This is a genomic window from Paenibacillus amylolyticus, assembly GCF_001570725.1.
Taxonomy (GTDB): Bacteria; Bacillota; Bacilli; order Paenibacillales; family Paenibacillaceae; genus Paenibacillus; species Paenibacillus amylolyticus_A.
The window spans coordinates 775947-799212 of sequence record NZ_BCNV01000001.1 but is presented as its reverse complement, the minus strand read 5'-3'; the positions used below and the strand labels follow the sequence as shown (position 1 = coordinate 799212).

General features: G+C 46.6%; 23 protein-coding genes. 7 read left to right on the top strand and 16 right to left on the bottom strand.

Translation table 11 applies throughout. The features are described from left to right. The first annotated feature begins 34 nt into the window (after window positions 1-34). Complete coding sequence (locus PAHA3_RS03775; protein ID WP_062833538.1) at window positions 35-1753, top strand: methyl-accepting chemotaxis protein; 1719 nt, start codon at window positions 35-37, stop codon at window positions 1751-1753. A gap of 179 nt (window positions 1754-1932) precedes the next feature. Here the strand turns inward: PAHA3_RS03775 and PAHA3_RS03770 are convergent, their stop codons facing one another. Beyond that, on the bottom strand, window positions 1933-2964 hold the full coding sequence (locus PAHA3_RS03770) for a Gfo/Idh/MocA family protein (protein WP_371327898.1): 1032 nt from the start codon (window positions 2962-2964) through the stop codon (window positions 1933-1935). A gap of 348 nt (window positions 2965-3312) precedes the next feature. On the opposite strand from PAHA3_RS03770, the gene PAHA3_RS03765 reads away from it, so the two are divergent. The 4 genes from PAHA3_RS03765 (at window position 3313) to PAHA3_RS03750 (ending at window position 6909) form a co-directional block, all read left to right on the top strand. Continuing rightward, window positions 3313-4944 carry a thiamine pyrophosphate-binding protein gene (locus PAHA3_RS03765; protein WP_062833537.1) on the top strand — a complete coding sequence of 544 codons (1632 nt, stop codon included), beginning with the start codon at window positions 3313-3315 and terminating at the stop codon, window positions 4942-4944. Between the two features lie 12 nt (window positions 4945-4956). Further along, on the top strand, window positions 4957-5325 hold the full coding sequence (locus tag PAHA3_RS03760; protein WP_062833536.1) for a carboxymuconolactone decarboxylase family protein: 369 nt from the start codon (window positions 4957-4959) through the stop codon (window positions 5323-5325). A gap of 186 nt (window positions 5326-5511) precedes the next feature. Further along, entirely contained in the window at window positions 5512-5862 is a 351-nt protein-coding gene (locus PAHA3_RS03755; protein ID WP_062833535.1) for a hypothetical protein, read from the top strand. 54 nt (window positions 5863-5916) lie between these two features. Beyond that, entirely contained in the window at window positions 5917-6909 is a 993-nt protein-coding gene (locus PAHA3_RS03750; RefSeq protein WP_062833534.1) for a 3-oxoacyl-[acyl-carrier-protein] synthase III C-terminal domain-containing protein, read from the top strand. A gap of 170 nt (window positions 6910-7079) precedes the next feature. Here PAHA3_RS03750 and PAHA3_RS03745 read toward each other — a convergent pair whose 3' ends face one another. The 8 genes from PAHA3_RS03745 to PAHA3_RS03715 form a co-directional block, all read right to left on the bottom strand. Then, complete coding sequence (locus tag PAHA3_RS03745) at window positions 7080-7649, bottom strand: manganese catalase family protein (RefSeq protein WP_017689524.1); 570 nt, start codon at window positions 7647-7649, stop codon at window positions 7080-7082. Continuing rightward, a complete protein-coding gene (locus tag PAHA3_RS31060; protein WP_268801798.1) occupies window positions 7636-7761 on the bottom strand; it encodes a hypothetical protein in 126 nt (41 codons plus the stop codon). The genes PAHA3_RS03745 and PAHA3_RS31060 overlap by 14 nt, the downstream gene beginning before the upstream one ends. Further along, a complete protein-coding gene (locus tag PAHA3_RS03740) occupies window positions 7749-8024 on the bottom strand; it encodes a spore coat protein CotJB (protein ID WP_036609910.1) in 276 nt (91 codons plus the stop codon). The genes PAHA3_RS31060 and PAHA3_RS03740 overlap by 13 nt, the downstream gene beginning before the upstream one ends. Next, window positions 8014-8253, bottom strand: coding sequence for a spore coat associated protein CotJA (locus PAHA3_RS03735; RefSeq protein WP_036609912.1), 240 nt, complete (start codon window positions 8251-8253; stop codon window positions 8014-8016). The genes PAHA3_RS03740 and PAHA3_RS03735 overlap by 11 nt, the downstream gene beginning before the upstream one ends. A 247-nt stretch (window positions 8254-8500) precedes the next feature. Then, entirely contained in the window at window positions 8501-9853 is a 1353-nt protein-coding gene (locus PAHA3_RS03730) for a hemolysin family protein (RefSeq protein WP_062833533.1), read from the bottom strand. Window positions 9854-9899: 46 nt separating this feature from the next. Continuing rightward, window positions 9900-11036 (bottom strand): radical SAM/CxCxxxxC motif protein YfkAB, encoded by a 1137-nt coding sequence (yfkAB, locus tag PAHA3_RS03725; protein WP_091032604.1) that lies wholly within the window; start codon window positions 11034-11036, stop codon window positions 9900-9902. 220 nt (window positions 11037-11256) lie between these two features. Continuing rightward, window positions 11257-12378 (bottom strand): HD-GYP domain-containing protein, encoded by a 1122-nt coding sequence (locus tag PAHA3_RS03720; RefSeq protein ID WP_062833532.1) that lies wholly within the window; start codon window positions 12376-12378, stop codon window positions 11257-11259. 67 nt (window positions 12379-12445) lie between these two features. Continuing rightward, on the bottom strand, window positions 12446-13879 hold the full coding sequence (locus PAHA3_RS03715) for a bifunctional metallophosphatase/5'-nucleotidase (RefSeq protein WP_062833531.1): 1434 nt from the start codon (window positions 13877-13879) through the stop codon (window positions 12446-12448). Between the two features lie 120 nt (window positions 13880-13999). Here PAHA3_RS03715 and PAHA3_RS03710 point away from each other — a divergent pair, with 120 nt between their 5' ends. Continuing rightward, window positions 14000-14746, top strand: a complete 747-nt coding sequence (locus PAHA3_RS03710; protein ID WP_062833530.1) for a molybdenum cofactor biosynthesis protein — start codon at window positions 14000-14002, stop codon at window positions 14744-14746. 125 nt (window positions 14747-14871) lie between these two features. After that, window positions 14872-15921 carry an HD-GYP domain-containing protein gene (locus PAHA3_RS03705; protein ID WP_062833529.1) on the top strand — a complete coding sequence of 350 codons (1050 nt, stop codon included), beginning with the start codon at window positions 14872-14874 and terminating at the stop codon, window positions 15919-15921. A 157-nt stretch (window positions 15922-16078) separates the two neighbouring features. Here the strand turns inward: PAHA3_RS03705 and PAHA3_RS30340 are convergent, their stop codons facing one another. The 7 genes from PAHA3_RS30340 to sufD all read right to left on the bottom strand — a co-directional run bounded on the left by PAHA3_RS30340 (window position 16079) and on the right by sufD (window position 23245). Beyond that, on the bottom strand, window positions 16079-16219 hold the full coding sequence (locus PAHA3_RS30340) for a hypothetical protein (RefSeq protein WP_017689533.1): 141 nt from the start codon (window positions 16217-16219) through the stop codon (window positions 16079-16081). Window positions 16220-16368: 149 nt separating this feature from the next. Further along, window positions 16369-17088 (bottom strand): M23 family metallopeptidase, encoded by a 720-nt coding sequence (locus PAHA3_RS03700; protein ID WP_062833528.1) that lies wholly within the window; start codon window positions 17086-17088, stop codon window positions 16369-16371. Between the two features lie 209 nt (window positions 17089-17297). Next, window positions 17298-18647, bottom strand: a complete 1350-nt coding sequence (locus PAHA3_RS03695) for a jacalin-like lectin (RefSeq protein WP_082762707.1) — start codon at window positions 18645-18647, stop codon at window positions 17298-17300. 237 nt (window positions 18648-18884) lie between these two features. Continuing rightward, window positions 18885-20282, bottom strand: coding sequence for a Fe-S cluster assembly protein SufB (sufB, locus tag PAHA3_RS03690; protein ID WP_062833527.1), 1398 nt, complete (start codon window positions 20280-20282; stop codon window positions 18885-18887). Window positions 20283-20302: 20 nt separating this feature from the next. Then, the gene (sufU, locus tag PAHA3_RS03685) at window positions 20303-20734 is read right to left on the bottom strand and encodes a Fe-S cluster assembly sulfur transfer protein SufU (RefSeq protein WP_017689537.1); all 432 of its coding nucleotides are present in this window, start codon (window positions 20732-20734) and stop codon (window positions 20303-20305) included. Beyond that, window positions 20724-21944 carry a cysteine desulfurase gene (locus PAHA3_RS03680; protein WP_062833526.1) on the bottom strand — a complete coding sequence of 407 codons (1221 nt, stop codon included), beginning with the start codon at window positions 21942-21944 and terminating at the stop codon, window positions 20724-20726. The genes sufU and PAHA3_RS03680 overlap by 11 nt, the downstream gene beginning before the upstream one ends. Beyond that, window positions 21941-23245, bottom strand: coding sequence for a Fe-S cluster assembly protein SufD (sufD, locus tag PAHA3_RS03675; RefSeq protein ID WP_062833525.1), 1305 nt, complete (start codon window positions 23243-23245; stop codon window positions 21941-21943). The genes PAHA3_RS03680 and sufD overlap by 4 nt, the downstream gene beginning before the upstream one ends. Between the last annotated feature and the right edge of the window lie 21 nt (window positions 23246-23266).

Below are 23266 nucleotides of genomic sequence, written 5' to 3'. Positions count from 1 at the left end.
AATTACATATACCCCATAGAGAGGAATAACAAACATGAATAAGCGCAGGACTTTCAAAATTTTTTATAAGATCGGATTGGGTTATTTGCTTGTACTGGCTGTACTTGCCGGCTGCATTCTCCTGATTCAGAGCAGTACAAGTAAGCTTCAAGAGGAACTGGATTTTCTGGTCGATCACGATATGAGAGTTCATGCCCTAACCTATGAGCTCGAAAGAAACATGGTAGACATGGAAACGGGGCAACGCGGTTACGTCATTACTGGTGAGGACAATTACCTCGATCCCTACACCAAAGGAAAAGAAGAGCTGGGTACGCTCAAAGATGAACTTGCGTTATTAATTTCGGACAACCCGGCCCAAACCGCACTCTTGGAAGACATACATAGTAATATGGAGAACTGGATTCAGATCGCTGGTGAACCTGTAATCGCCCTTCGCCAAGCGAATAATACCCCAGCCATTCTAGATTTCTTTGCCGATGATCCAGGTAAACGAGACATGGACCAAATACGCTCCGCCCTTGATACGTTTCGTACCAACGAGCTTACGCTGACCGACACCCGTACAGAAGCACTCAAGCAGAAAAACAAAATACTGAACTTGGAACTGTACGGGGCACTTCTCGTTGTCGCCATTATTTCCTTCATCACTGCGTTAATTTTGTCCCGTGCCATTGTCAGAAACATCCGTACTGTGAAGCAAGCCCTGAATGACATCGGTTCTTCCAATGGTGACCTGACGCTGAGAATCGCTACCCCAATGAGAGACGAAACTCGTGAACTTGCGGAGTCAGCCAATATCATGCTCGCTGGTTTGCAGCAAATGATGCTGGACGTTCAGAGCAATGCCATGACTCTGAGCACAGCTTCGGATCGATTGGATAAAGGGGTCTCCGATAGTCATATTGCCGGAAAAGAAGTTGCTACTGCTATGGAACGCGTCGCTGAAGGCGCCGACGAACAGGTTGCTCTAACTCAAACAATGGTAGCTGCGATGCAGCAATCCCTCACTGGGCTTAATCGGGTCGCCTCCTCGGCAGCTGATGTGGCTGAACGTGCCGTGCGTACGGAATCCATTGCTGTGGATGGGCAACAGCGTATTGATAATGCTGTAGGCAAAATGAGTTCCATTGAGCAATCCTTCCTCTCCGTACAGGAAGCCATTAACGACATTTCGAAGATGTCTGATCAAGTGATCAACATTGCAGATTCCATGTCAGGTATTGCAAGACAAACCAATCTGCTTGCACTTAATGCCGGAATTGAAGCTGCTCGCGCCGGGGAAAATGGACGTGGATTCGCCGTTGTTGCCTCGGAAATCCGTAATCTTGCTGACCAAAGCGCAACCTCAGCCAAAGAGATCACAAGTATATTGGAAACCGTAGTAGCAGGTGTTCAAAGTACGGTGCAGGTGGTTGATGAGAGCACACTTCATGTGAATGAAGGATTGCAAACTATCGAGGATGCAGGTAATGCTTTTTCAACCATTACTCAGCATATTCATGATCTCAGTGGTGAGGTGCTGGATGTATCCGCTGTTGTCGAGGAACTAACTTCCGGAAGTGAGGCTGTAATGAAGTCCATCACCGAAGTATCGGCTGTAGTGGAAGATACGGCATCAGCCACGGAAGAAGTATCCGCGATGACGGAGGAGCAACTTGCTTCTCTCCAGGAAATGTCGGATACATCCAAACAGTTAAATGAAATGTCCGACGCGCTTGATCAACTGGTTAAACGATTCAAGCTTGCGTAACCGGACTCAACCTACTGATTGAGTATCTATATAGCTGGATCATATTGCATATATCAAAGCAAAGAAGCATCGCAGACAGACTCACACGAGCCTCTGCGATGCTTCTTTGTGTTAAGGAGAGCTGAATCAGGAAATGGTGTGCCGGCACCTCTATCTGAAAAACCTGAGCACTCCTTTTCTTATCTCGATTGTTCCGTGTTCCGTAGTGCTTCAAGCACCAATTGCGCCTGATACCCATCATTAAAATCATATATTCTGGCCGGTTTGCCTTGTATACGGGCAATGACATGTTTAAGAACAGGCAGTTCACTGGCGGATTCAAGCACTTCCACTGGAGATAGTGGTTGCCCCACCAGGCCACTCTTCAGTTCATCCCAATTTTCCAGAGCAATCGTACCTTCTGTGCCATATACCACCATGGATACACGTTCTTCCCCGGCAAATTGAGAAATACCGTTTAGCTGAATTCGGGTTCCATCTTCCAGTTCCAGAGCAGCCTGTACTTCAAGCTCACAATCCCCATTTTCGGGATATTGAACCTGAGTCTTTACTACCCGGACTGCACCAAACACTTTTTGAATCATATGAATCCAGTGAATTCCCACTTCAAGAATAAATCCGCCCTGTTCACGGCTCGTAATCCATGCATTCTGTTGCCATGATCGTGGCCACTGTGGGAATTGCAGAATCAGGTCTATTTTGCGAATCGTGCCCACGGTGCCCTGCTCGATCATCTCTTGCAGCTTCAATACTGAAGGTTCATGTGGCATAGAGAAATGGATGGCATGAACGACACCCGATTGTTGCGCTGCATCCAGCATCTCTTTCGCTTCTTCCACACTATTGGCAAGCGGTTTCTCACAGAACACATGTATTTTTCGCTCCAGCGCCTCCATGACAACCGGATGATGAAATTTCGGCGGAACTGCAATATACAGCAGATCAATCTGATGTTCATTCATCAATTGCTTGTAATCCGTATACGTCCTAACCCCCGGATGAGAATCTGCAAAAGCCGCCAGACCTTCCTCATTCGCATCACACACCGCTACAATCTCAATCTTCGTGTCCATCTTCGTATTCTCAACTTGATGAACCATATGTAATCCCATTTTACCCAGCCCAATCAAAGCCATCTTCATCACTGTCACTTCATTCACCCCAATCCATTCCAGTATAGCAGAAAGCGACGTATTGCCAACGCTATACACTATTGCGAAAAAAAGAGCCCCCTCTTTCTGCGATGTTATTTCACGACTGAAAACCACCATTTTTAGTCATTATTTTACATTAATTGTATCTGTGTTTCGATTAGGTAATTTGTTGCAGGAATATATAACCATTTATTTTCGCTTTACCCAGCAACACTTTAAGCGTTACCAACTTAAGAATCAGGAACTTCGACTTACAAAATAGGTTGACAAAAAACCACAAAAAAAGATACTCTTCCTAATAACAAGCATATATTTCCTCTGACAACCTTAGACAACGACTTGCATTCAAATAATGGAATACGCGTATGGTTCTAATAACCTATTTCATGAAGCGAGGTGTCCCGCATGAGAACAGTTGCGGACTATTTGGCAGAAACTCTGCGTAATCTAGGCGTTACTCATGTCTTTGGTATTATTGGTAAATCCATCTGTCCTGCTGTCCTGAAGATGGTGGATTACGGATTAGAATTCATTCCAGGCCGTCATGAATCCAGCTCAGGTTTTGCCGCATCTGGTTATGCCCTTCAGACGGGCAAGCTTGGCGTTGCTTTTGCCACATCCGGTCCGGGCGGAACCAATCTGCTTACTGCCGCAGCCCATGCGAAGGCCAACAATCTGCCCGTACTGTTGATTACAGGTCATCAATCCATTCAGGAACTGGGGCTTCCCCAGTGTCAGGATTCCTCTTCCTATCTGGCTGATCTGGCCGAGATGTTCAGGCCTGCCACGCTGTTCAGTAAACTGGTAGAACGCGGAGATCACTTCGGCACCCTACTGAATCATGCCCTTTCCATTGCACTTGGCCCCAATAAAGGCCCTGTTCACCTCTGTCTACCTTTTGACGTACAGACTGAATTGTTATCTCAATGCCGGATTGTCATTCCCGAACCGGAACCTCTTCTTAGCGTATCTAACCTGAATCGCATTCTTCCTCTAATTCAACAATCCAAACGTCCCTTAATTATTGCTGGTAAAGGTGTAAGTCGCGCCAGAGCTCACGATGAATTGCTTCATTTGGCCGAATCGTTCAACATTCCCGTCATTACGACTCCTGGTGGAAAAGGAGCAATTGCGTGGGACCATCCCCTGTACCATGGACCTTGTGGTGTTGGAGGTTTCCCGCATGCAGACGACATGCTGAACCAAAGTGATCTCTATATCGTGCTCGGTTCACGTCTGAGTGATATGACCATCTGCAACTTAAAGCCTGAGAACCACCCGGAACATCTCATTCAATTCGACGCAGATCCTACGTTTGTCGGTAAGATTCTGAGCGCTCAAACCTTACATATCACGGGTGATTTGAAAGACAACATGCAATATTTGCTGGGAACACTCGTAGAGCATTCTTCTCCAAAGAGAAGCACGGCCCCCATAGATTACACTGTACCTTTACCGGATCTGCCCCGCTTGTCTCTGGCTTCTGTGCTGGACGGGATGAGTGAACTGCTTCCTTACGATCATAAGCTGTTTGTCGATGATGGCAGCCATGGATTTCATGCGGTTCAGCGATATAAAGTCAAGAAACCTGGCAGCTTTGTGTTTGACGCGTACTTTGCATGTATGGGTAATGCCATTGGTATGGCGATAGGTGCGAAAGCCGCTTCACCTGAAGAGACCGTCGTATGCATCACCGGTGACGGATGCTTTATGATGCTTGGCACGGAGATCAATGCCGCAGTATGCAACAATCTGGATGTTATTTTTATTGTCGTCAACAACAAACAACTGGATATGGCACTCAAAGGAATGGAAAAAACAACAGGCAGAATCGATGGCACCCTATTTGAAGTTCCTATGGACGCAGCCAAGTTTGCCGAATCTCTGGGTGCTGTTGCATTCCGTGCAGAAACCCTTGCCGAATTCTCATCTGCGCTGAACACAGCACAAACGTTGAATCAGGTGGCTGTCATTGAGCTACTGACCGATCGCGACGAGATTCCACCTACAGCTCATCGCACCGTAACTTTGAATTAGGAGGAGCATATCATGAGTGAACATGTGGCTCAGGGACTGGACCGTTTTGCTAAACTTTCTGGTGAGTACGGCGCTAAAGCCCTCGCCCCCATCAAAGAGCATTTTCCCGAATTATCCGAATTTATTATGGGGACGGCATATGGGGATATTTTTCAGCGCACCACGATTACGGATCAATGGAAGGAAGTTGCCATTATCTCTTCGTTGATCACTCAAGGACAGTATGAACAATTGGGGGTGCATTACACGATGGCTCTCAGCGTGGGAGTGACCGTGGATCAGCTCAAGGGAATATTGCTACATCTTGCGCCTTGTGTAGGTGCTCCACGCATTATAAGTGCATTTAATATATTGCTTACCACCTTGAAAGAAATACAGTAATTCACTTTTCTACATTTTTATACACCATTCGACTTTTTTATTGATCTTTTTACATTCCTACCTTTATAATGTGGTTAAATTATCCTTCAAACCAGCTCTCATCTTAGAAGCTTTCAGCAGAGGTCTCACGGGCTGTGTATCCATTAGCAGGATAGCCTTAACTCATTTAAAGGAGAGAGATCAAGCATGGGAAATTTCATTCTTAAGACTGACGTTCCGAACAAGGTGTTAAACATTGAACTGGAGGGTTCTTTCTCTCAAGAAGACGGTTTGCGTTCCATCTCGGCCTATCAGGATACGATCGCTCCTATTAACACCAAGGAGTATGACTTGAACATCGATTGCAAAAAGTTGAATGTTACTGCTCCGGAGATTGTTCCTCTTTTGGAAGGCTGCCTTCAAATGTTCAAAAAAGACGAATATAAAAAAGTCGTGTTGACCCTCGAGAACAACGCGATTCTAAAAATGCAATTGTCCCGACTTGGTCGGTCTGTAGGCCTGGACAATCTCGAAATCATATCTACCGTTACCACTTAATAAACCAGGCGGACAAGCTGTGAATTCACCCTTCCGCTCAAGAGGAGAATGAAGATGGCCGGAATTCGTATTGTAGATATCGATATCTATCATCCAGCAACCAAGGTGCACAATGATTTTTATATTGAACATTTTGATGCAAGAGGTGTAGATATTCGTGGATTGTTAAAGGCACTTGGTCGTGATACACGTTATAAAATTGACAATGATGACGAAAACTCACTAAGCATGGCCTTTGAGGCAGCCAGTAATCTACTGGAAAAAACCGGACTTACCGGTGCAGATATTGATCTGATTGCTTATGCAAGCCAAACGCCAGAATACATCTTTCCTACGAATTCCCTGATGATTCATCGCCTGATTAACGGAGCTTCTCACACGATCTGCATTGACAGTAACGCGAACTGTGCAGGCATGACCGCTGCTTTTGAACAGGTTAGCCGGCAGATGCTGGGCAATCCTCGAATTCGGCGTGCCTTAATCGTCGGCTCGGATTACGTGGCTCCTCACGCTAGTCCGGATGATCCCGTATACTTCGCCAATTTCGGTGATGCATCTGCAGCGGTTATTGTTGAGCGGGATGAACAAGCTGTCGGTTTCATTGATTCCATCTATCAGACGGATACCTGTGTGTATGGTAACTCACTCTTTCCTGCAGAAGGCCTGGCGAAACTGGGCAAAACGGGTGTAGATGCAGGTGCTTTTCATGTGAAATTCATCCCATTTGATGATTCCATCTGCGTGGATGCCGCTTCGGAGTCCATTCGTACCCTGCTGACACGTAACGAGATTGGACCAGACGAGATCAAAGCCGCCTGCTTCTCTCAACTATCCATTGGAAACATTCGGGCTGTCTCCGCGAACGTTGGCATCGGTGATGATATTGCCGTCTACATCGGAGACGAATTCGGGTATACCTCCACCAGCAGTCCATTCATCGCATTGCATCGAGCGGTTACATCAGGTCAGATTCAGCGTGGTGACAAAGTGCTCTTCTGGACCGTTGGAGCCGGGTGGCAAAATGTTGCCATGGTGGTAGAGTATTAGGCCTTTATTCGCCAAAATAATAACCAGGACGATCCCTTTTCTTCCAAAGTGGATCGTCTTTTTTATTGGGAAGCAATCCACATCTCAGCACGCGTAACTTCTTTTCGTCTCTATAACTTCAAAGCAAAAAGCAGCCCTCATCGGACTGCTAGGTTCCTATTTTCACCTGTTCAGAAAATCTTTTTCGTCTCCCGATCGTCTTTCAGAATCTCTACCGCCTCCCGGAAACGCAAGGAATGTACAATCTCCCGTTCCCGCAGAAACTTCAGACTATCCTGCAGATCCACGTCATCGGTCAGGTCGATCAACCATTGATATGTAGCCCTGGCTTTCTCTTCTGCTGCAATGTCCTCGTACAAATCCGCGATCGGATCACCTTTTGAAGCGATATAAGCTGCTGTAAATGGTACTCCCGAGGAATTCGTATAAAACAAGGCAGAATCACGCTGCGCATAGTTCGGCCCAAGTCCCGCTTCCTGCAACTGCTCCACCGAAGCGTCCTTTGTCAACTTGTAGATCATGGTGGCAATCATTTCCAAGTGAGCGAATTCCTCCGTGCCTATGTCCGTCAGTAGCCCAATAATTTTGTCCGGAATCGTATATCGCTGGTTCAAATACCGCAGTGCCGCCGCGAGTTCCCCATCCGCTCCTCCGTACTGTTCCGCTAGCAATTTTGCCATATGAGGATCACATTTACTAACCCTTACGGGATATTGCAGTTTTTTCTCATACACCCACATGCCAGACGCCTCCCTCTACGTTATCAAAATACACCCCTTCTTCGGCCGCCCCGAGCTTCCCGAACTGATAGTCTTGCGAGGAAACCCGGGGCCGATGCGTCACACTTGCCATGGCCAAGGTGTCTGAGACCATTCCCACGGATATTTGGAGAACGCATGCCCAAAGTTCATCAACGGTCCGTACAACTGTTGAAATTCATGCGCTACCCGCATTCGCTCCTGGCTGAACTTGTTGTACTGCTCAATGCTTTGGAAGTCTCCTGGATGGGTGTCCAGGTACAGATTCAGTTCCACTAACACGAAATCCAGCGCCTGAAGTTCTTCAAGCAATTCGTAGTATTTAGCGTCACAGGGTTTCGGCACTTCAGGTTCCATCCACTTCCACCTTCCTTCCCTTCGATCTCGCCGGTGTATAAGGGCTGTACAATGCAGGCCATAAGGTTCCCAATCTTAACGCTTCTGCCGGACTGTACTGCGGCCAGCCCATGGGCTGAAATGGAATAAACAATTGCGGAGGTACCAGATACGTCCGAATCGCTACCGGCGGACAAGGATCAAACGGCCCCACAAAAGGGGCGTAAGCACGAAGCTGCGGATCTTTCACAGAACAACGCCTCCTTATTACATCATTGGTGCAACTGAATACCACTGAGGTCCTTCCCATTTCCCGTCACTATAACCATATGACGCTGTCCCCAAAGTTAATCCGAAATTCGCCTGAACGAAGCCCAGAAATTCTCCGCTTTCTCACTCCAATAAAAAAAGACCCTCGGTTCGCTACCTTTTCAGGTAACTTCCGAAGGTCTCTATCTTTGCAGATTTCTTCTATAATCTGCGTCCTGTAACGAGAACTATTCTGCCGGTTTTTCTTCCGATTTCATATCTTGAGGGACAGATTGCTTGTACACTCGAACCCGGGTTATTCGCAAACGAGTGGATTCTTCCACCTCAAAGACGTATCCGTTCATTTCCTGCGTTCTGCCCTTGGCCGGACTTCCTCCAAGCTCTTTGAACAGCCATCCGCCAATGGTATCCACCTCTTCATCCTCAATGACGGCTCCGGTCCACTTATGAACCTCTTCAATAAGGGATCGACCATCAACGGAAAATGAATCACCACTGCGTTCCATATGCGGACGCTCATCCTCAAATTCGTCATACAGGTCTCCAACGATCTCTTCCAGAATCTCTTCGGCTGTTAGCAGCCCCGCCGTACCGCCATATTCGTCAACCACCAGTGTCATCTGGGAATGCTTCTTCTGCATCAGACGAAGCACATGGCTGATTTCCATGGATTCAGGAACGTTCAAGATCGGACGGACAAGTGAAGCGAGATCATGTTGTTGCTCCGGGTCAGCCAGCAACAGATCAGTGATGTGGATAAATCCGATAATCTCATCCTTGTCTTCCACTGCCACAGGATACCGGGAATGCTTGGTTGCATTAATAATCTTCAGGTTTTCTTCCAAAGACATATGGGTATACAGGCAATCCATGTCTGTACGTGGCAGCATCACTTCACGTGCCAGCATATCGGAGAAATCAAAGATGTTGTCCATCAGTTTGATCTCATCTTTATCGATGACACCACTCTTGGCACTCTGCTTCATCAGAATACGAAGTTCATCTTCCGAGTGTGCTTCTCCTTCGCTGGCAGGCTCGATACCCGCCAAACGCAGCAATGCATTAGCCGATACATTCAGTACCCAGATGAAGGGGAAGAAGATTTTGTAGAACAACAGCAAGGGTGCAGACAAAAACAATGCCACTCCGTCTGTTTTTTGAATTGCCAATGACTTAGGCGCAAGCTCACCCAGCACAATATGCAGAAACGTAATGATACAGAAACCGATAATGACAGACACTGTCGATATAAGCCCTGTATCACCTACGCCGATCTTATACATTAGTGGCTCAACGAGCAATTCGGAGATGGCCGGTTCTCCCAGCCACCCGAGTCCAAGCGATGTCAGTGTAATCCCGAACTGAGTTGCCGATAGATAGGAATCCAGTTTACTATTCACCTTCAATGCGTAACCAGCCATACGGTTTCCTTCACTCTGCAATTGAGTTAAGCGTGTCTGCCTTACTTTCACAAGGGAAAATTCCGCTGCGACAAATACGCCATTCAAAAATACGAGCAAAAAGACACAGACCAGATTAAATACCAGCTGCCCAAGATGAAATTCGGTATGAATATCCAAGTTGAAACTCCCCTTTTCTATCTATTTCAGGAATACACCTGGAATATCAACGTGTGATTGCCTTTCTCGATTTGAAATCCACACCTTTGTAATACATATCTGCCACCAGCAGGTTTGGTCCGCAACAGGATGCGATATCACAATGGCAGTTGACCGTTTGATTCAACGGATGTTCAGCTGACCATTCATGGAACACATCATCCAGTTTGCGATCACGAATGTTGCCAAATGCCGGGATGTCTGCAAAATCCGTCACATACACATTGCCCGTAAACATGTTGACGTTAACCCGGTTACGTCCGTCCGGATCATTGCGTACCGTCACATTTGGCTCGCTGTATAGTCGGTTGATCAGTTCCCGATCCTGCTCTGCGGCACTGCACGCGAAGAATGGCAGGGTTCCGAAGAGCATCCACATATCCTTGTCACGCACATCAAGCAAACGATGAATCGCTGCTCTCATATGGTCCAGTGATAACACAGGCAGGGAAGAAGCAAAGTTCGAATTATACATCGGATGCACCTCATGACGAACACAGCCCATCTCACGAATCAATTGATGAATACCATCCAGTTTGTCGTGTGTACGGAAGTTAATCATGGACTCGGCAGAGATAAACATGCCTGCTTCACTTAATTTACGGGAATTTTCAATCATTTTCTCATACATCTTCACCGCTACTTCACGTTTCACAGGTCTGCCACTATTCGCAAATCCGACTTGATGGAAATCGTCAGCATTCAGGTAGTTGAATGAGATATGCATAACGTCCAGATACGGCAAAAGTTGCTCATATCGGCTAATATCCAGCGTTAAGTTGGAATTGATCTGGGAACGAATTCCACGTTCCTTGGCATATTTAAGCAGTGGAATAATCATCTCATCCACTGTTTTCTGGCTAAAGCTTGGCTCGCCTCCCGTCAGACTAATCGTCTGCAGATGCTCGACTTCATCCAATCGTTTCAGCATCAGGGGTAACGGAAGAGCCGGTGCTTCACGCATCGTAAGCATATCTCCCACGGCACAGTGCTCACACCTCATGTTGCACAGATGTGTCACAGTCATTTCTACACTGGTCAACACATGGCGTCCATATGTACGCAGAGAGCCGATCGGATCCCACGGATCATTCGTCGGAGATAAAGGCATCGGTTGTACCGATCCTGAGTTTAGCATGGTCATTGTTCTTCACCTTATTCCTTTTATTAACCTAAAAAGTTTTATTTACATCATACCTTGTGTTTCTCTTTTTGGAGTTATCTTTTATCATAGCACAATTTTGATTGCTTCGGCATACGTAGACCCTGTCCATTACATGACAAAAAACACTCAGGTAACTCCGGGCCGAATCACGAAACGGCCCCGATATTACGACATGAGCGCTAATCATTTCCAAGCTTGTTCAGCTTTCCAACCGTTCACTTTGGGCAGATGAAGGTGTATCCTCCACACCCTCTACACCTGTAATCATCACAGACAGTGCTGTCAGAAGGTTGATTTCATAAGGCGAAGATAAGGTCTGGCCCTCCGCATCCTTGAGAACCCGGATCAGCGGACGTTGAGGAACGCGTGAATGAATCGATGCGACGACCCCGACTTCTCCTGTACTGAGCGTAACTGAAAGACCCACAGGGTAGATTGCTACACAATCTCTGAACTTCTCCAGCATGCGTTGTTCATAAAGCGTTCCTGAGCCAGTATACAGCACCTCTACGGCCTGATGTGGCAGCAAAGCTTGCTTGTACACCCGATTCGTCGTCATGGCATCATACGAATCAGCAAGCGCAATCCACTTGGCATACTCATGAATCTCTTTATCCTTCAGGCCAAAGGGATATCCGCTGCCATCAATTCGTTCATGATGCTGTAACGCACAATGCGCAGATAGAAGCGGAATACCTGGCTCGTCTTTGAGAATGCGGTGACCATATGTAGTGTGCTGCTGAATGATTTTGAATTCCTCGTCACTCAATCTGGAGGGTTTGTTCAGGATTTCTGGTGCAATCTGTGTTTTACCAATATCATGCAACAAGGCACCCAGACCAATCTCCATTAATTGCTGGCGTGTGTACCCCGAAGCGACACCAAGAACCAGTGTATACACACATACATTCAGCGAATGATTATACAGGTCAAAATCACTGGAGTTCATGTCCATCAGCATAATCATGGCTTCCTTCTGACTGCCGATGTCTTCCAGAATGGTATTCATCACACCACTAAGCGCTTTGCCGAAATGAGGAATCTGATTCTTCGTTTTCATACCGGACATGCTCTGAAATTGCTGCTTGATCTCTACCAGTGCCTTCCTTCGAGTCTCTTCCTGCAACATATCTGGAACAATGATATCCTCGGTCGCAGCATCTTTGATATACACATAACCGACCCCAAGATCCTTGAGACGCCCAATCAGTCGGCTCGTCAGCTCAACATCCTCACTAAGTAATACCAGGCCTTCTTCACTATAAATACGTTTCCCCAGCTTCATGCCAGGCTGCAATAAGTTTATATGTACTAAACGCACAGCCTATCCTCTCCCGCTCCGTAGATGTAATTACCACTAGCCGCCGCTACAGCAGAAGGCAAGTCCTTTATTTAGTTTCATGCCAGCGGGCTCGCAGGCTGTCGTCCAGCGCCCCTGGTCGTTTTAATTCCAGTTCCAGCAAATCGCGTATGAATTCCGGAAGATGATAGAGCGTACCGGTTCCATGAGCAAGAGAAGGATACCCCACATTGAACGTAAACATGTCCAGTGTTCCAACGATATACTCACATTGATCGTTCATAGGCTCCCCATTGATGTAAATGGTCTGAATTTTCTCATAGGCTGGGGCATGTGGATTGTATTGAACTTCCATTCCATCCATACACAGCGTGCCGAGAAGTTGACCACGAAAACCAAATCCGACAATGGCTTTACCGGAAAACTCGTCCAACAAGGACTGCTCAAGTGCTTCACGAATATGACTTCCACTCAAGCATATTGTACAAGCATTTATAGGAGATGGACATAGGGAATGCAACATTCCTTTTGTAACATTTCCCTGTGGCAGATCTCCGAGAAGCTGGCCCGCATTCACCAGAGACAACTGAGCTCCTGTAAATTGACGAACAGCTTGCGCAAGTAATGTGGCAAATGGAGACTCCCGATCATACTGGATGGGCAGCATCCGGTCCGTAATCACGGCCGTCTGATCCAGTGCCCTTTCGGCTTCCGTGCGATTCGTGGCGATTGCCAGAGAGACTTGATCATCCAGTAATATACTATCGGCAGCAACACATCCGCTGCTTACCAGTTCAAGAGGTTTTGCCATGCTTGTTCGTTCCAGAACCACTTTACCGAGCCATTGGCCGAATTTGCCGGCTGCGCCCAGCACGGTCTGACCAATGACTAATGGTTCTTCGAGAACATGATGGGTATGCCCACCGAGAATAACATCAATTCCAGCAATCTGCTCCGCCAGTCTCCGATCCGTGGAAAGTCCCAGATGTGAGAGAATAATCACCACATCCACTTCATGACGTAATGCTTCAACTTGAGCTTTTAACGTCTCCATCGGATCCAGAACATCCCATCCTAGCAGTTCATAGAAGGTAGTGAAGGGCGCAGTAGCTCCCAGCAAACCAATGCGAAATGGACCTTTCTCCACGATAAGAGAAGGTTTCATCCATACTGGCGGAAGGTCAGTGGCTTGTTCCACGACATTGCCGCACACTACCGGACACAGAAGTCCAGCGTAGGACTGTGCGAGCTGATCAGGCGTAAAGGTCAATCCTTCGTTATTCCCAATGGTTATAGCATCGTAGCCCGTCAGATTGATCACATCCACGTTAGCCGTGCCCAGCGTCCCTTCTGTCTCAACGGCCATACGGTCCATATGATCGCCAATATCCAATACAAGGAGGTTTCCACCTTGTTCACGTTCCTCATTGATCATAGCGGCGATGGTGCTCATGGAGCCGAAGTGACTGTGGATGTCATTGGTGTGCAGAATCGTCAATGTTTGCTTCTCTCTGGTGCTCATCACACCGCCTCCCCCACTCTTCGATAAACGTTCATTCTTCTAATGGATAAGCATAACATTTTCCGCTTCGTTATGATATATTTAAAGGGTTTAGAGATCAAAAAGAGGTGAGTCATATTCATGAAATTTACAATTCAACTATTTGCAGGCATTGCGGAACGTCTAAATACATCCCTTCTGGAGTTTGAGTACACTGGAGACGCTCCGACTGCTGCCGATATAAAAGAAAAACTGAGTCTGGATTACCCGGAGGCAGCTTCTCAGATACGGACATCCTTTTTGGCAGTTAACCAGCAGTACGCACCTGCCGATACGATACTCAAGTCAGAAGACGAACTTGCCTTGATTCCGCCCGTCTCCGGAGGTGATGGTACGGATATGCCCGGTGAAAAGCATCATTCTGCCTCCCCTGAGCATCGGACTGAAGATGGATTATTTTTGATTACCGAGTCCGCCCTGTCTGTGGAAGCTACAACGGCGCTGGTCATTACCGCGAATCACGGTGCAGCTCTTACTTTTGTAGGTACGACTCGCGAAATGACCGGTGAACAGCGCACCGTTCATCTGGAATACGAGGCTTATGTGCCGATGGCTCTTTCTCAGATGGCAGCCATTGGTACGGAGATCTCCGATCGCTGGCCTGGTGTACTGTGCGCAATCAGTCATCGCATCGGCAAAGTGGATGTGGCAGAGATTAGTGTTGTCATTGCCGTTTCCTCGCCTCATCGCAACGACTGTTATGATGCAAGCCGCTACGCCATTGAAAGACTCAAACAGACGGTCCCCATCTGGAAAAAGGAAATTTGGGAAGATGGTTCTGAATGGAAAGGACATCAACTAGGACCCTGGAACCCTATGGATAACTAAACAATGAGTCCTTACACCTTTTTCGACAGAGTGACTTAATAGTAAATAAGTCGTTGTCAACCCATTTTTTTCTTGTTATTATAATGATATGTGTCGATATTAGTCGAGGAAAAGGTGGTTTATACGTGAGAGTGCATGTTACTGATCTTAAACCTGGTGACCTGTTAAAAAATGATGTATACAACAGTTCGGGTCTCCACATGCTGATGAAAGGTTCCACCCTCAGTGAAGATGACCTATCCAAGCTGCTGCAACATGGAATCGATTACGCAGATGTAGAACATACAACATCCGACCTACACTCTGATGAACAAACCTTACCTTCCGATCAAACCCGTCTGTTAACTAATCTGTTTAACGATACGATCAAAGGTACTGAATCTCTATTTCAGCAAGCGATGGAGAAGGGTTTTATTGATGAGACACAGGTCGATGAGATTTTAATTACCCTAACGGGACAGCTGGAAAAACAAAAAGATGTTGTCTCCTTGTTGCTTATGCTGGACGGGGATAGCGATTATACCTACAACCATTCATTGCAAGTCGGAATGCTCGCTTTTTATATCGCCGGCTGGATGGGCTACAACCCAGAGGAATGTCTAACGGTAGCCAAAGCAGGATATCTTCATGATATCGGAAAGTCCAAGATTCCTTCTGAAATGTTACATAAACCGGGTAAATTGACCACGGAAGAATTCGATGAAATGAAGAAACACACGTTCTATGGATACGATATTATTAAAGAATCCACGCAGGATGAAATTCTGGCAACGGTTGCCCTTCAGCACCATGAGCGCGAGGACGGAAGTGGTTATCCACATGGACTGCGAGGCGACGAGATCCATCCATATGCCCGTATAACGGCTGTAGCGGACGTATACAGCGCCATGACGACCAATCGGGTGTATCAGACCAAACAGGAGCTTATCTCTGTTCTGTGCGAATTGTACAGCCTTAGCTTCGGTCAGTTAAATGGTGAAGCAACACAGGAACTGATCAAACACATGCTACCTAATTTTATCGGTAAAAGGGTTCTGCTCACCACGGGTCAGACGGGACTCATTGTCATGAATAATCCTGCAGATTATTTCCGACCACTCGTTCAGACCTCTACGGCCTTTATTGATTTAGCGAAGGAAAGAGATATTGCTATCGTTGAAATCTATGTACAGTAAGCATGCAACAAGCCATTAGGTTCATTTTTGCACAGCACGCAGGCATGTATACGAAGGAACAAACATTAGCTTGAATAACCAACTCATAGGTTGGCATATGTAAAAAGGGAAGCCATCACGGCTTCCCTTTTGTCTATCTCGATTCGTTCATGTTGGATTACACGCAGAATGCTTTCGTAATGATCACCAACAGAATGAACAGTACCAAGATCGCACCAGTGTTTGTGAACATATTGTATCCACCAACGCCGCCTACTCCGCCTACGTTGCCCCCACAGCCATATCCTACTTCGCTCATGTGATTGCCTCCTCTTCATCAGGTATACCCTAACATATGACGCTCCACGCCAGACGAACCGGGCGAACAGGCAACATTTAATAAATGGTTGTCTGCCTGGAATCTACCTGAGGATCCGCCTTCTGCTATTCCCTGTTCTTTGCAGGAGGCTATATGTCAGAATCCGAATAAACCTGGATACCCTTTTCCTTGCGGTACATGATGACGAGTAATCGCCAAAATTCATAACTGCCTGTGTCGTTCATAATAAACGGTCGATAATAGTCAAACGCTTCCTGCGCCCATGTGGGACAAGCCATATTGGAAAGCTGCTTCTGTTGCTGAATCCATCCCCCCTGAATCTCCAGCGTCTTCTGCATGGCTTCAAACATTCTCTTCTGCTCAGTGGTCATCGGCGGAGCCTCCTGTTCCTGAGATGCAGTTCCGTATTCTGCCTGTAGATATGCTCCCGGTTCCGTCACACCATCTTCACTGGCTGTATACCCATACGATGGCGCACTTGTTTTACGAATCTCATAATGTACATGCGGGCCGGTGCTCTGACCCGTGCTTCCCTGATTGCCGATAAGCTGACCTCGCTTCACGCGTTGTCCAACAGTTACAGCAATACGCGAAAGGTGCGCATAACAATGCAAATAGCCTCGATGATCCTGAAGTGCTACTGTAAGCCCGTAGCCGCCGAATCCGGAGCCTGTAACTCCCTCGGAAGCAAAACGTACCCTCCCCTCCATAAATGCATAGACGGGACCATTCCATGGCTCTGTTACGAGATCAATTCCGCGGTGAAACGTCTGTCCACCATGAATGGGATGAATCCGATAGCCGAATGAACTTGTAATCCGGTATCCCTCGAAAGGGTTCACGCTCATACACTCACATCCTTTTCTATCATTAGATGCTTAAATCTATGAAATGGCTTGTGCTATTGGTCTTATTTTATTACAAAAAAATACCGCTCAGAATAGTATTGGAAAAACCTTATGGTCTCTCCAACGCATATTCCAAGCGGCGCACTATGCCGTTATGAACATTCTATGAGATGTATATATTATTATTTCATTTTAACTACTACTCACTTCTAATTCAGAGGTCTGTATATGACACCTAGTTGATCCAACTCCTGTCCTGCTCTTCCATAAAACCCGGCGATATACCAACCAGCTGGTGCCTCAAGTTTGATTTCATCCGAGGTCTTTTGTCCGCCTTCAATTTTATTTCCAAGATTGGTGGACAACTCCACGTAAAAAATCCGTTTATCTCCATTACGTGTCCCCTGACCAATTGTAGCCTGAGTTAAGTACTCTCCGTCTGCCAGGTTCAGTGTGGCAATGTTCGATTGGCCGCCATGTGCCAGGTTCGTTCCATCCCCATATAACGTTGAAATGCCATCTACACGGTTGCCCGAGTTAAGCACTACAGAGCTGGGTCTGGCATCTGGAATCTGATTCAGATCATTAAAACCAGTTCCCCCGGACCCTCCAATCGTTGAACTAAGTTGGTACTGAGGAGATGTACTGTACACGAATTCCGCTGTAATCGGATAATGATCGGAGAGTTGCTTTCCACTCGGATCAACAAACGTTTGATTTTCCAAACGGTAGCTCTGCGCATTAAGTGACAATGCTTTGCTTCCTCGATACAAAATTTTGTCCACAATCTCATAGTTCGGACCATTTAAATTGGTTGCATCCATAAGGGCATCTCCATCAGCAGGAATGCTCCCACCTCGAATCAAATCGATCCACGGATCTCTTAATCCATTTTCAGACATGAGCAACTCTATATTGTCAGCGGAACGGGTGTACCGTGTATTGGTATCCCCGAATACGATAACCGCGTTCCCGTCCGAGTGCTCCTTTATGTAGTTGGAGAGCTGTCTGATATTATCTCGTCTGGCCTCAAGCGACTTATCGTCACCACCTGCGTCCGCGTGCAAATTGTATACGTCTACTTTCACCTGAGGTGCAATCTCATAAGTAGCTGCGGTGAATCCTTTCGGAGTCAATTCATCACTTCCATTGTCAAAAAGACCCGATCTCTTCTCCCAGGTAATGCGCTTCAGGTCACGGAATGGATATTTGGATAAACTGTTCAACCCACTGCCAAAACCGGCAATTCCGCTTGTTTTTGTTAAATACGGCAGAGTGACTTGGGATATCAGCTCATTATGATAATTAAAATCCTCTTGTACATTAATGATGTCATAGTCATTTAATTTGGGAGAAATCTGAACGGTGTACTCCTTCGGGTTCGAACTGGATACCAGATCCGGAAGACCACCTACGTTGTAACTAAGTACATTGAATGAACCGGTTACCGTTCCACCTTCTGCTGCACTTGCCGTTGGTGAAAATAATGGAGAGATCGTAAAGGCAACAACAGCAGACAATACCAAGGATGCTCCCTTTTTGACTATACTTCTTCGCATCATATACCCCCTCATATTTGAATCTATTCAAATATATGTAACATTCATTATGAGAAGAATAAATGTGCTCGCTTCATTTGTATAAATAGGACCTTTCTCGCAGGAAAATAAAAATACCCCATAGAGAGACTTTTAAAGAGTCTGCTCTACAGGGTATTCGATCACATTAAACGATATCTGCCGCTTAACATCAGCAGCTGGGTTCAGCTTCACGGCTTCGAAAGGCGCTGCATTGGATTAACCAATGGAGCCTTCCATTTCGAACTTGATCAATCTATTCATCTCAACTGCGTATTCCATTGGCAGTTCTTTCGTGAACGGCTCAATGAAGCCCATGATGATCATCTGTGTAGCTTCTGCATCCGTCAGACCGCGGCTCATCAGGTAGAAGAGCTGATCCTCGGACACTTTGGAGACTGTAGCTTCATGCTCCAGCATGATGTTATCATTCATGATTTCATTGTAAGGAATTGTATCCGATGTGGACTCATTATCGAGAATGAGCGTATCACACTTGATATTGGATTTCGCGCCCTCTGCTTGACGTCCAAAGGAAGCCAAACCACGGTACGTTACTTTACCACCATGTTTACTAATGGACTTGGATACAATCGTAGAGGTTGTATCCGGAGCCAAGTGGATCATTTTCGCTCCTGCATCCTGATGCTGGTTTTTACCAGCTACAGCGATGGAGAGTACGGAACCTTTAGCTCCACGGCCTTTCAGTACAACCGCAGGATATTTCATCGTCAGTTTGGAACCGATGTTACCATCGACCCATTCCATCGTTGCATTTTCTTCTGCAACCGCACGTTTAGTTACGAGGTTGTAGATGTTTGGTGCCCAGTTTTGAATCGTTGTGTAACGAACACGTGCATTTTTCTTACATACGATCTCAACGACCGCACTGTGCAGTGAGTTCGTGCTGTAAATCGGAGCTGTACAGCCCTCTACATAGTGAACGAAGCTGTCTTCGTCCGCAATGATGAGTGTACGCTCGAATTGTCCCATATTCTCGGAGTTAATCCGGAAGTAGGCTTGCAGAGGCACTTCACATTTAACGCCCTTAGGCACGTAGATGAAGCTTCCTCCGGACCATACCGCACTATTCAATGCAGCAAATTTGTTATCTGCTGGCGGAATAACCGTTGCAAAATATTCACGCAGGATTTCCGGATGCTCTCTAAGAGCCGTATCCGTATCCATGAAGATTACACCTTGGTCTTCCAATTCCTTTTGCATGTTGTGGTATACAACCTCGGACTCGTACTGAGCCGATACACCTGCTAGGAACTTTTGCTCCGCTTCAGGGATACCCAATTTATCAAAGGTTTCCTTGATTTCGGAAGGAACTTCCTCCCATGTTTTACCTTGTTTTTCAGAAGCACGAACGTAGTACTGAATTTCATTGAAATCCAATCCGTCGAGATCTCCGCCCCATTTCGGCATTGGCATCTTTTCGAATTGTTTCAAAGATTTCAGACGGAATTCCAACATCCAATCCGGTTCATTCTTAATCTTGGAAATCTCGGTAACCACTTCTGCAGTCAGACCTTTACCGGTTTGAAAGATGGATTTGTGCTCGTCGCGGAAACCATATTTGTACTCTTCCATTTCTGGTGCTTTTTTAGCCATCTTGCTCTACCTCCCTATCGTTATTGTACTTTGTTCTCTTCGTCAATCCCTTTGCGTAATGCATTCCAGGCCAGAGTGGCACATTTGATGCGTGCAGGGAACTTGTTCACACCGGATAGGGCTTCGAGATCTTCATAATCGTCGAAATCGACTTCTTCACCTTTCATCAGTGAGGAAAAACGGTTAGCGATATCGAGTGCCTGTTCCATCGTTTTGCCTTTGACAGCCTCGGTCATCATCGATGCCGAGGACATGCTGATGGAACAGCCTTCACCCGTATATTTGGCTTCCTGAACGATTCCGTCTTTCAGCAAAATTTGCAGTGAAATCCGGTCGCCGCACGTTGGATTGTTCAAATTCACCGTGACAGCGTCATTATCAAATGTTCCGCGGTTACGCGGGTTTTTGTAGTGGTCCATTATAACACGCCGGTACAGATCATCAAGTTGCATCGCCAAAATACTCCTTTGTCTGGATTAAGGCGCTGACAAGCCGATCTACATCTTGTTCGTTATTGTATAGATAGAAACTGGCACGAGCTGTTGAACTAACTTCAAGCCAGCGCATTAGCGGTTGACAGCAATGGTGTCCGGCACGAATGGCTACGCCACTCGCATCAAGCACAGTTGCCACATCATGCGGATGAACATCACCCAGGTTAAAGGTAACGACACCCACATGCCGCTTAGCTGGGCCATAGATCGTTAACCCATCAATTTCGGACAGACGTTCTGTCGCATAAGCTGCCAGCACACTTTCATGATGTGCAATCTCATCCATACCAATCTGTTCCAGAAAATCAATGGCAGCTCCCAAGCCTACCGCACCTGCGATAATTGGGGTTCCGCCTTCGAACTTCCAAGGAAGCTCTTTCCAGTTGGATTCGTACAGACCTACATCATCGATCATTTCACCGCCGAACTCAATAGGTTCCATGGACTCCAGCAGCGCCTTTTTGCCGTAGAGTGCACCGATTCCGGTTGGTCCGCACATTTTATGACCGGATAATGCATAGAAATCACAGTCCAGATCCTGAACGTCCACCTTCATGTGAGGTGTGCTTTGTGCGCCATCTACAACAATGACAGCACCATTGCGGTGTGCAATTTCTGCAATTTGTTTCACAGGATGGATTAGCCCCATAACATTGGATACATAAGCGATCGCTACAATTTTAGTATTGTTCGTAATCGTCTTCTCGACATCAGACAATTCAATATGACCGTCAGGCTGAAGCGGAATGTATTTCAATGTTGCACCTGTCTCCTTGGCAACTTGCTGCCAAGGAATCAGATTACTATGGTGCTCCATTTGCGTGATAACAATTTCATCGCCTTCTTTGCAATTGGCGCGGGCGTACGATGAAGCCACCAGATTCAGGGCTGTCGTTGTCCCGCGGGTAAAGATAATCTCCTGTGTACGGCGGGCATTGATAAACTTGGCTACCTTCTCACGTGCGCCTTCGTAAGCGTCTGTTGCACGGCTTCCAAGAGTATGAACACCGCGGTGCACGTTGGAGTTCTCATACTCATAATAATGTTTGACTGCTTCGATCACAGCACGAGGCTTCTGTGAAGTCGCAGCACTATCTAAATATACGAGCGGGTGTCCGTTAATTTCCTGGTGGAGGATCGGGAACTGCTCGCGAATGGACGGGTTCATTGTCCCAGCTTCTTCTCGATCAGGGACTGCAATTGGGTACGCAGTGCTTCCAGAGGAATATCCGCCACCACCGGAGCCAAGAAGCCGTAAATGATCAGGCGTTCGGCATCCGTACGGTTAATTCCGCGCGACATCAAGTAATGAATCTGCTCGGCATTGACTTGACCAACAGAAGCCGCGTGACCTGCTGTTACATCATCTTCGTCAATAAGAAGGATTGGGTTAGCGTCTCCACGTGCTTTAGGGCTCAGCATCAATACTTTCTCTGTCTGCTGTCCATCGGCTTTGGTAGCGCCTTTCTCAATCTTCGTGATCCCGTTAATGATTGCAGAAGCTTCTTCACGCATAACTGCACGTGTAATCATCTGACTTGGCGTATTCTTGCCGAAGTGACGAGCTTCTGTGGTGTAGTTGATTTTCTGCGAACCGGAACCTACAGCGATGACTTTGGAATCCGAACTTGATCCATTGCCTTTGAGCACGGTCATCGTGTTGCTCGCTGTATCGCCGTTATTCATTTCGCCCACAATCCACTCGATAGAAGCATCATTCTCCAACACTGCACGACGGAATGAAACATCAGTTACATTCACACTCAGTTGATGAACCGATGCGAAACGTACTTTAGCACCCGATTTTGCGAATACTTCCACAACACCGTTATGGAAAACAGGTGCGGACAATTCGCCAGATACATAGTTATCCACATAAGTTACAGAGCTGTTTGCTTCTGCAACAACAAGCACGTGAGGTGCAAACGTGGCAGATGCATCATCCGTAAGCAGAACTGCTTGCAGTGGTACTTCAATTTCCACGTTCTTCGGAACATACAGGAAAACCCCGCCATTCCAAAGTGCCGCATGCAATGCAGCGAGGGAATGCTCATCTGCTTTCACCGCTGTGTTCAAATATGGTTTTACCAGATCGCCATGTTCGCGAACCGCTGTAGCCAGATCCGTGAAGATAACTCCTTTTGCCGCCAGATCAGCAGACACCTTGGAGTAGACCGTACCGGAATTGCGCTGGATAACCAGGCTACCTTCAGCTTGATCCTGAACCAGATCTTTAATGGAAGCAGGTACTTCTGTCAAAGAAGAAATAGCTTCACTTGCTTTATATGTTCCGTACTCGCTGACATTCCAGCGTTCAATTTTTTGTTTTTCCAGTTTAGGAAGCGCAAGCCCGCTCGCAAGCTTTAAAGCTTCGAGCCGCTGTTCGGTCAACCAGCCGGGTTCATTGTTGCTTTCCGACAAGGCGCGAAGCGCTTCAGATTCAACCGGAAGAATTGTTTGTGTAGTCATTGATTAATCCTCCTCCGTTTT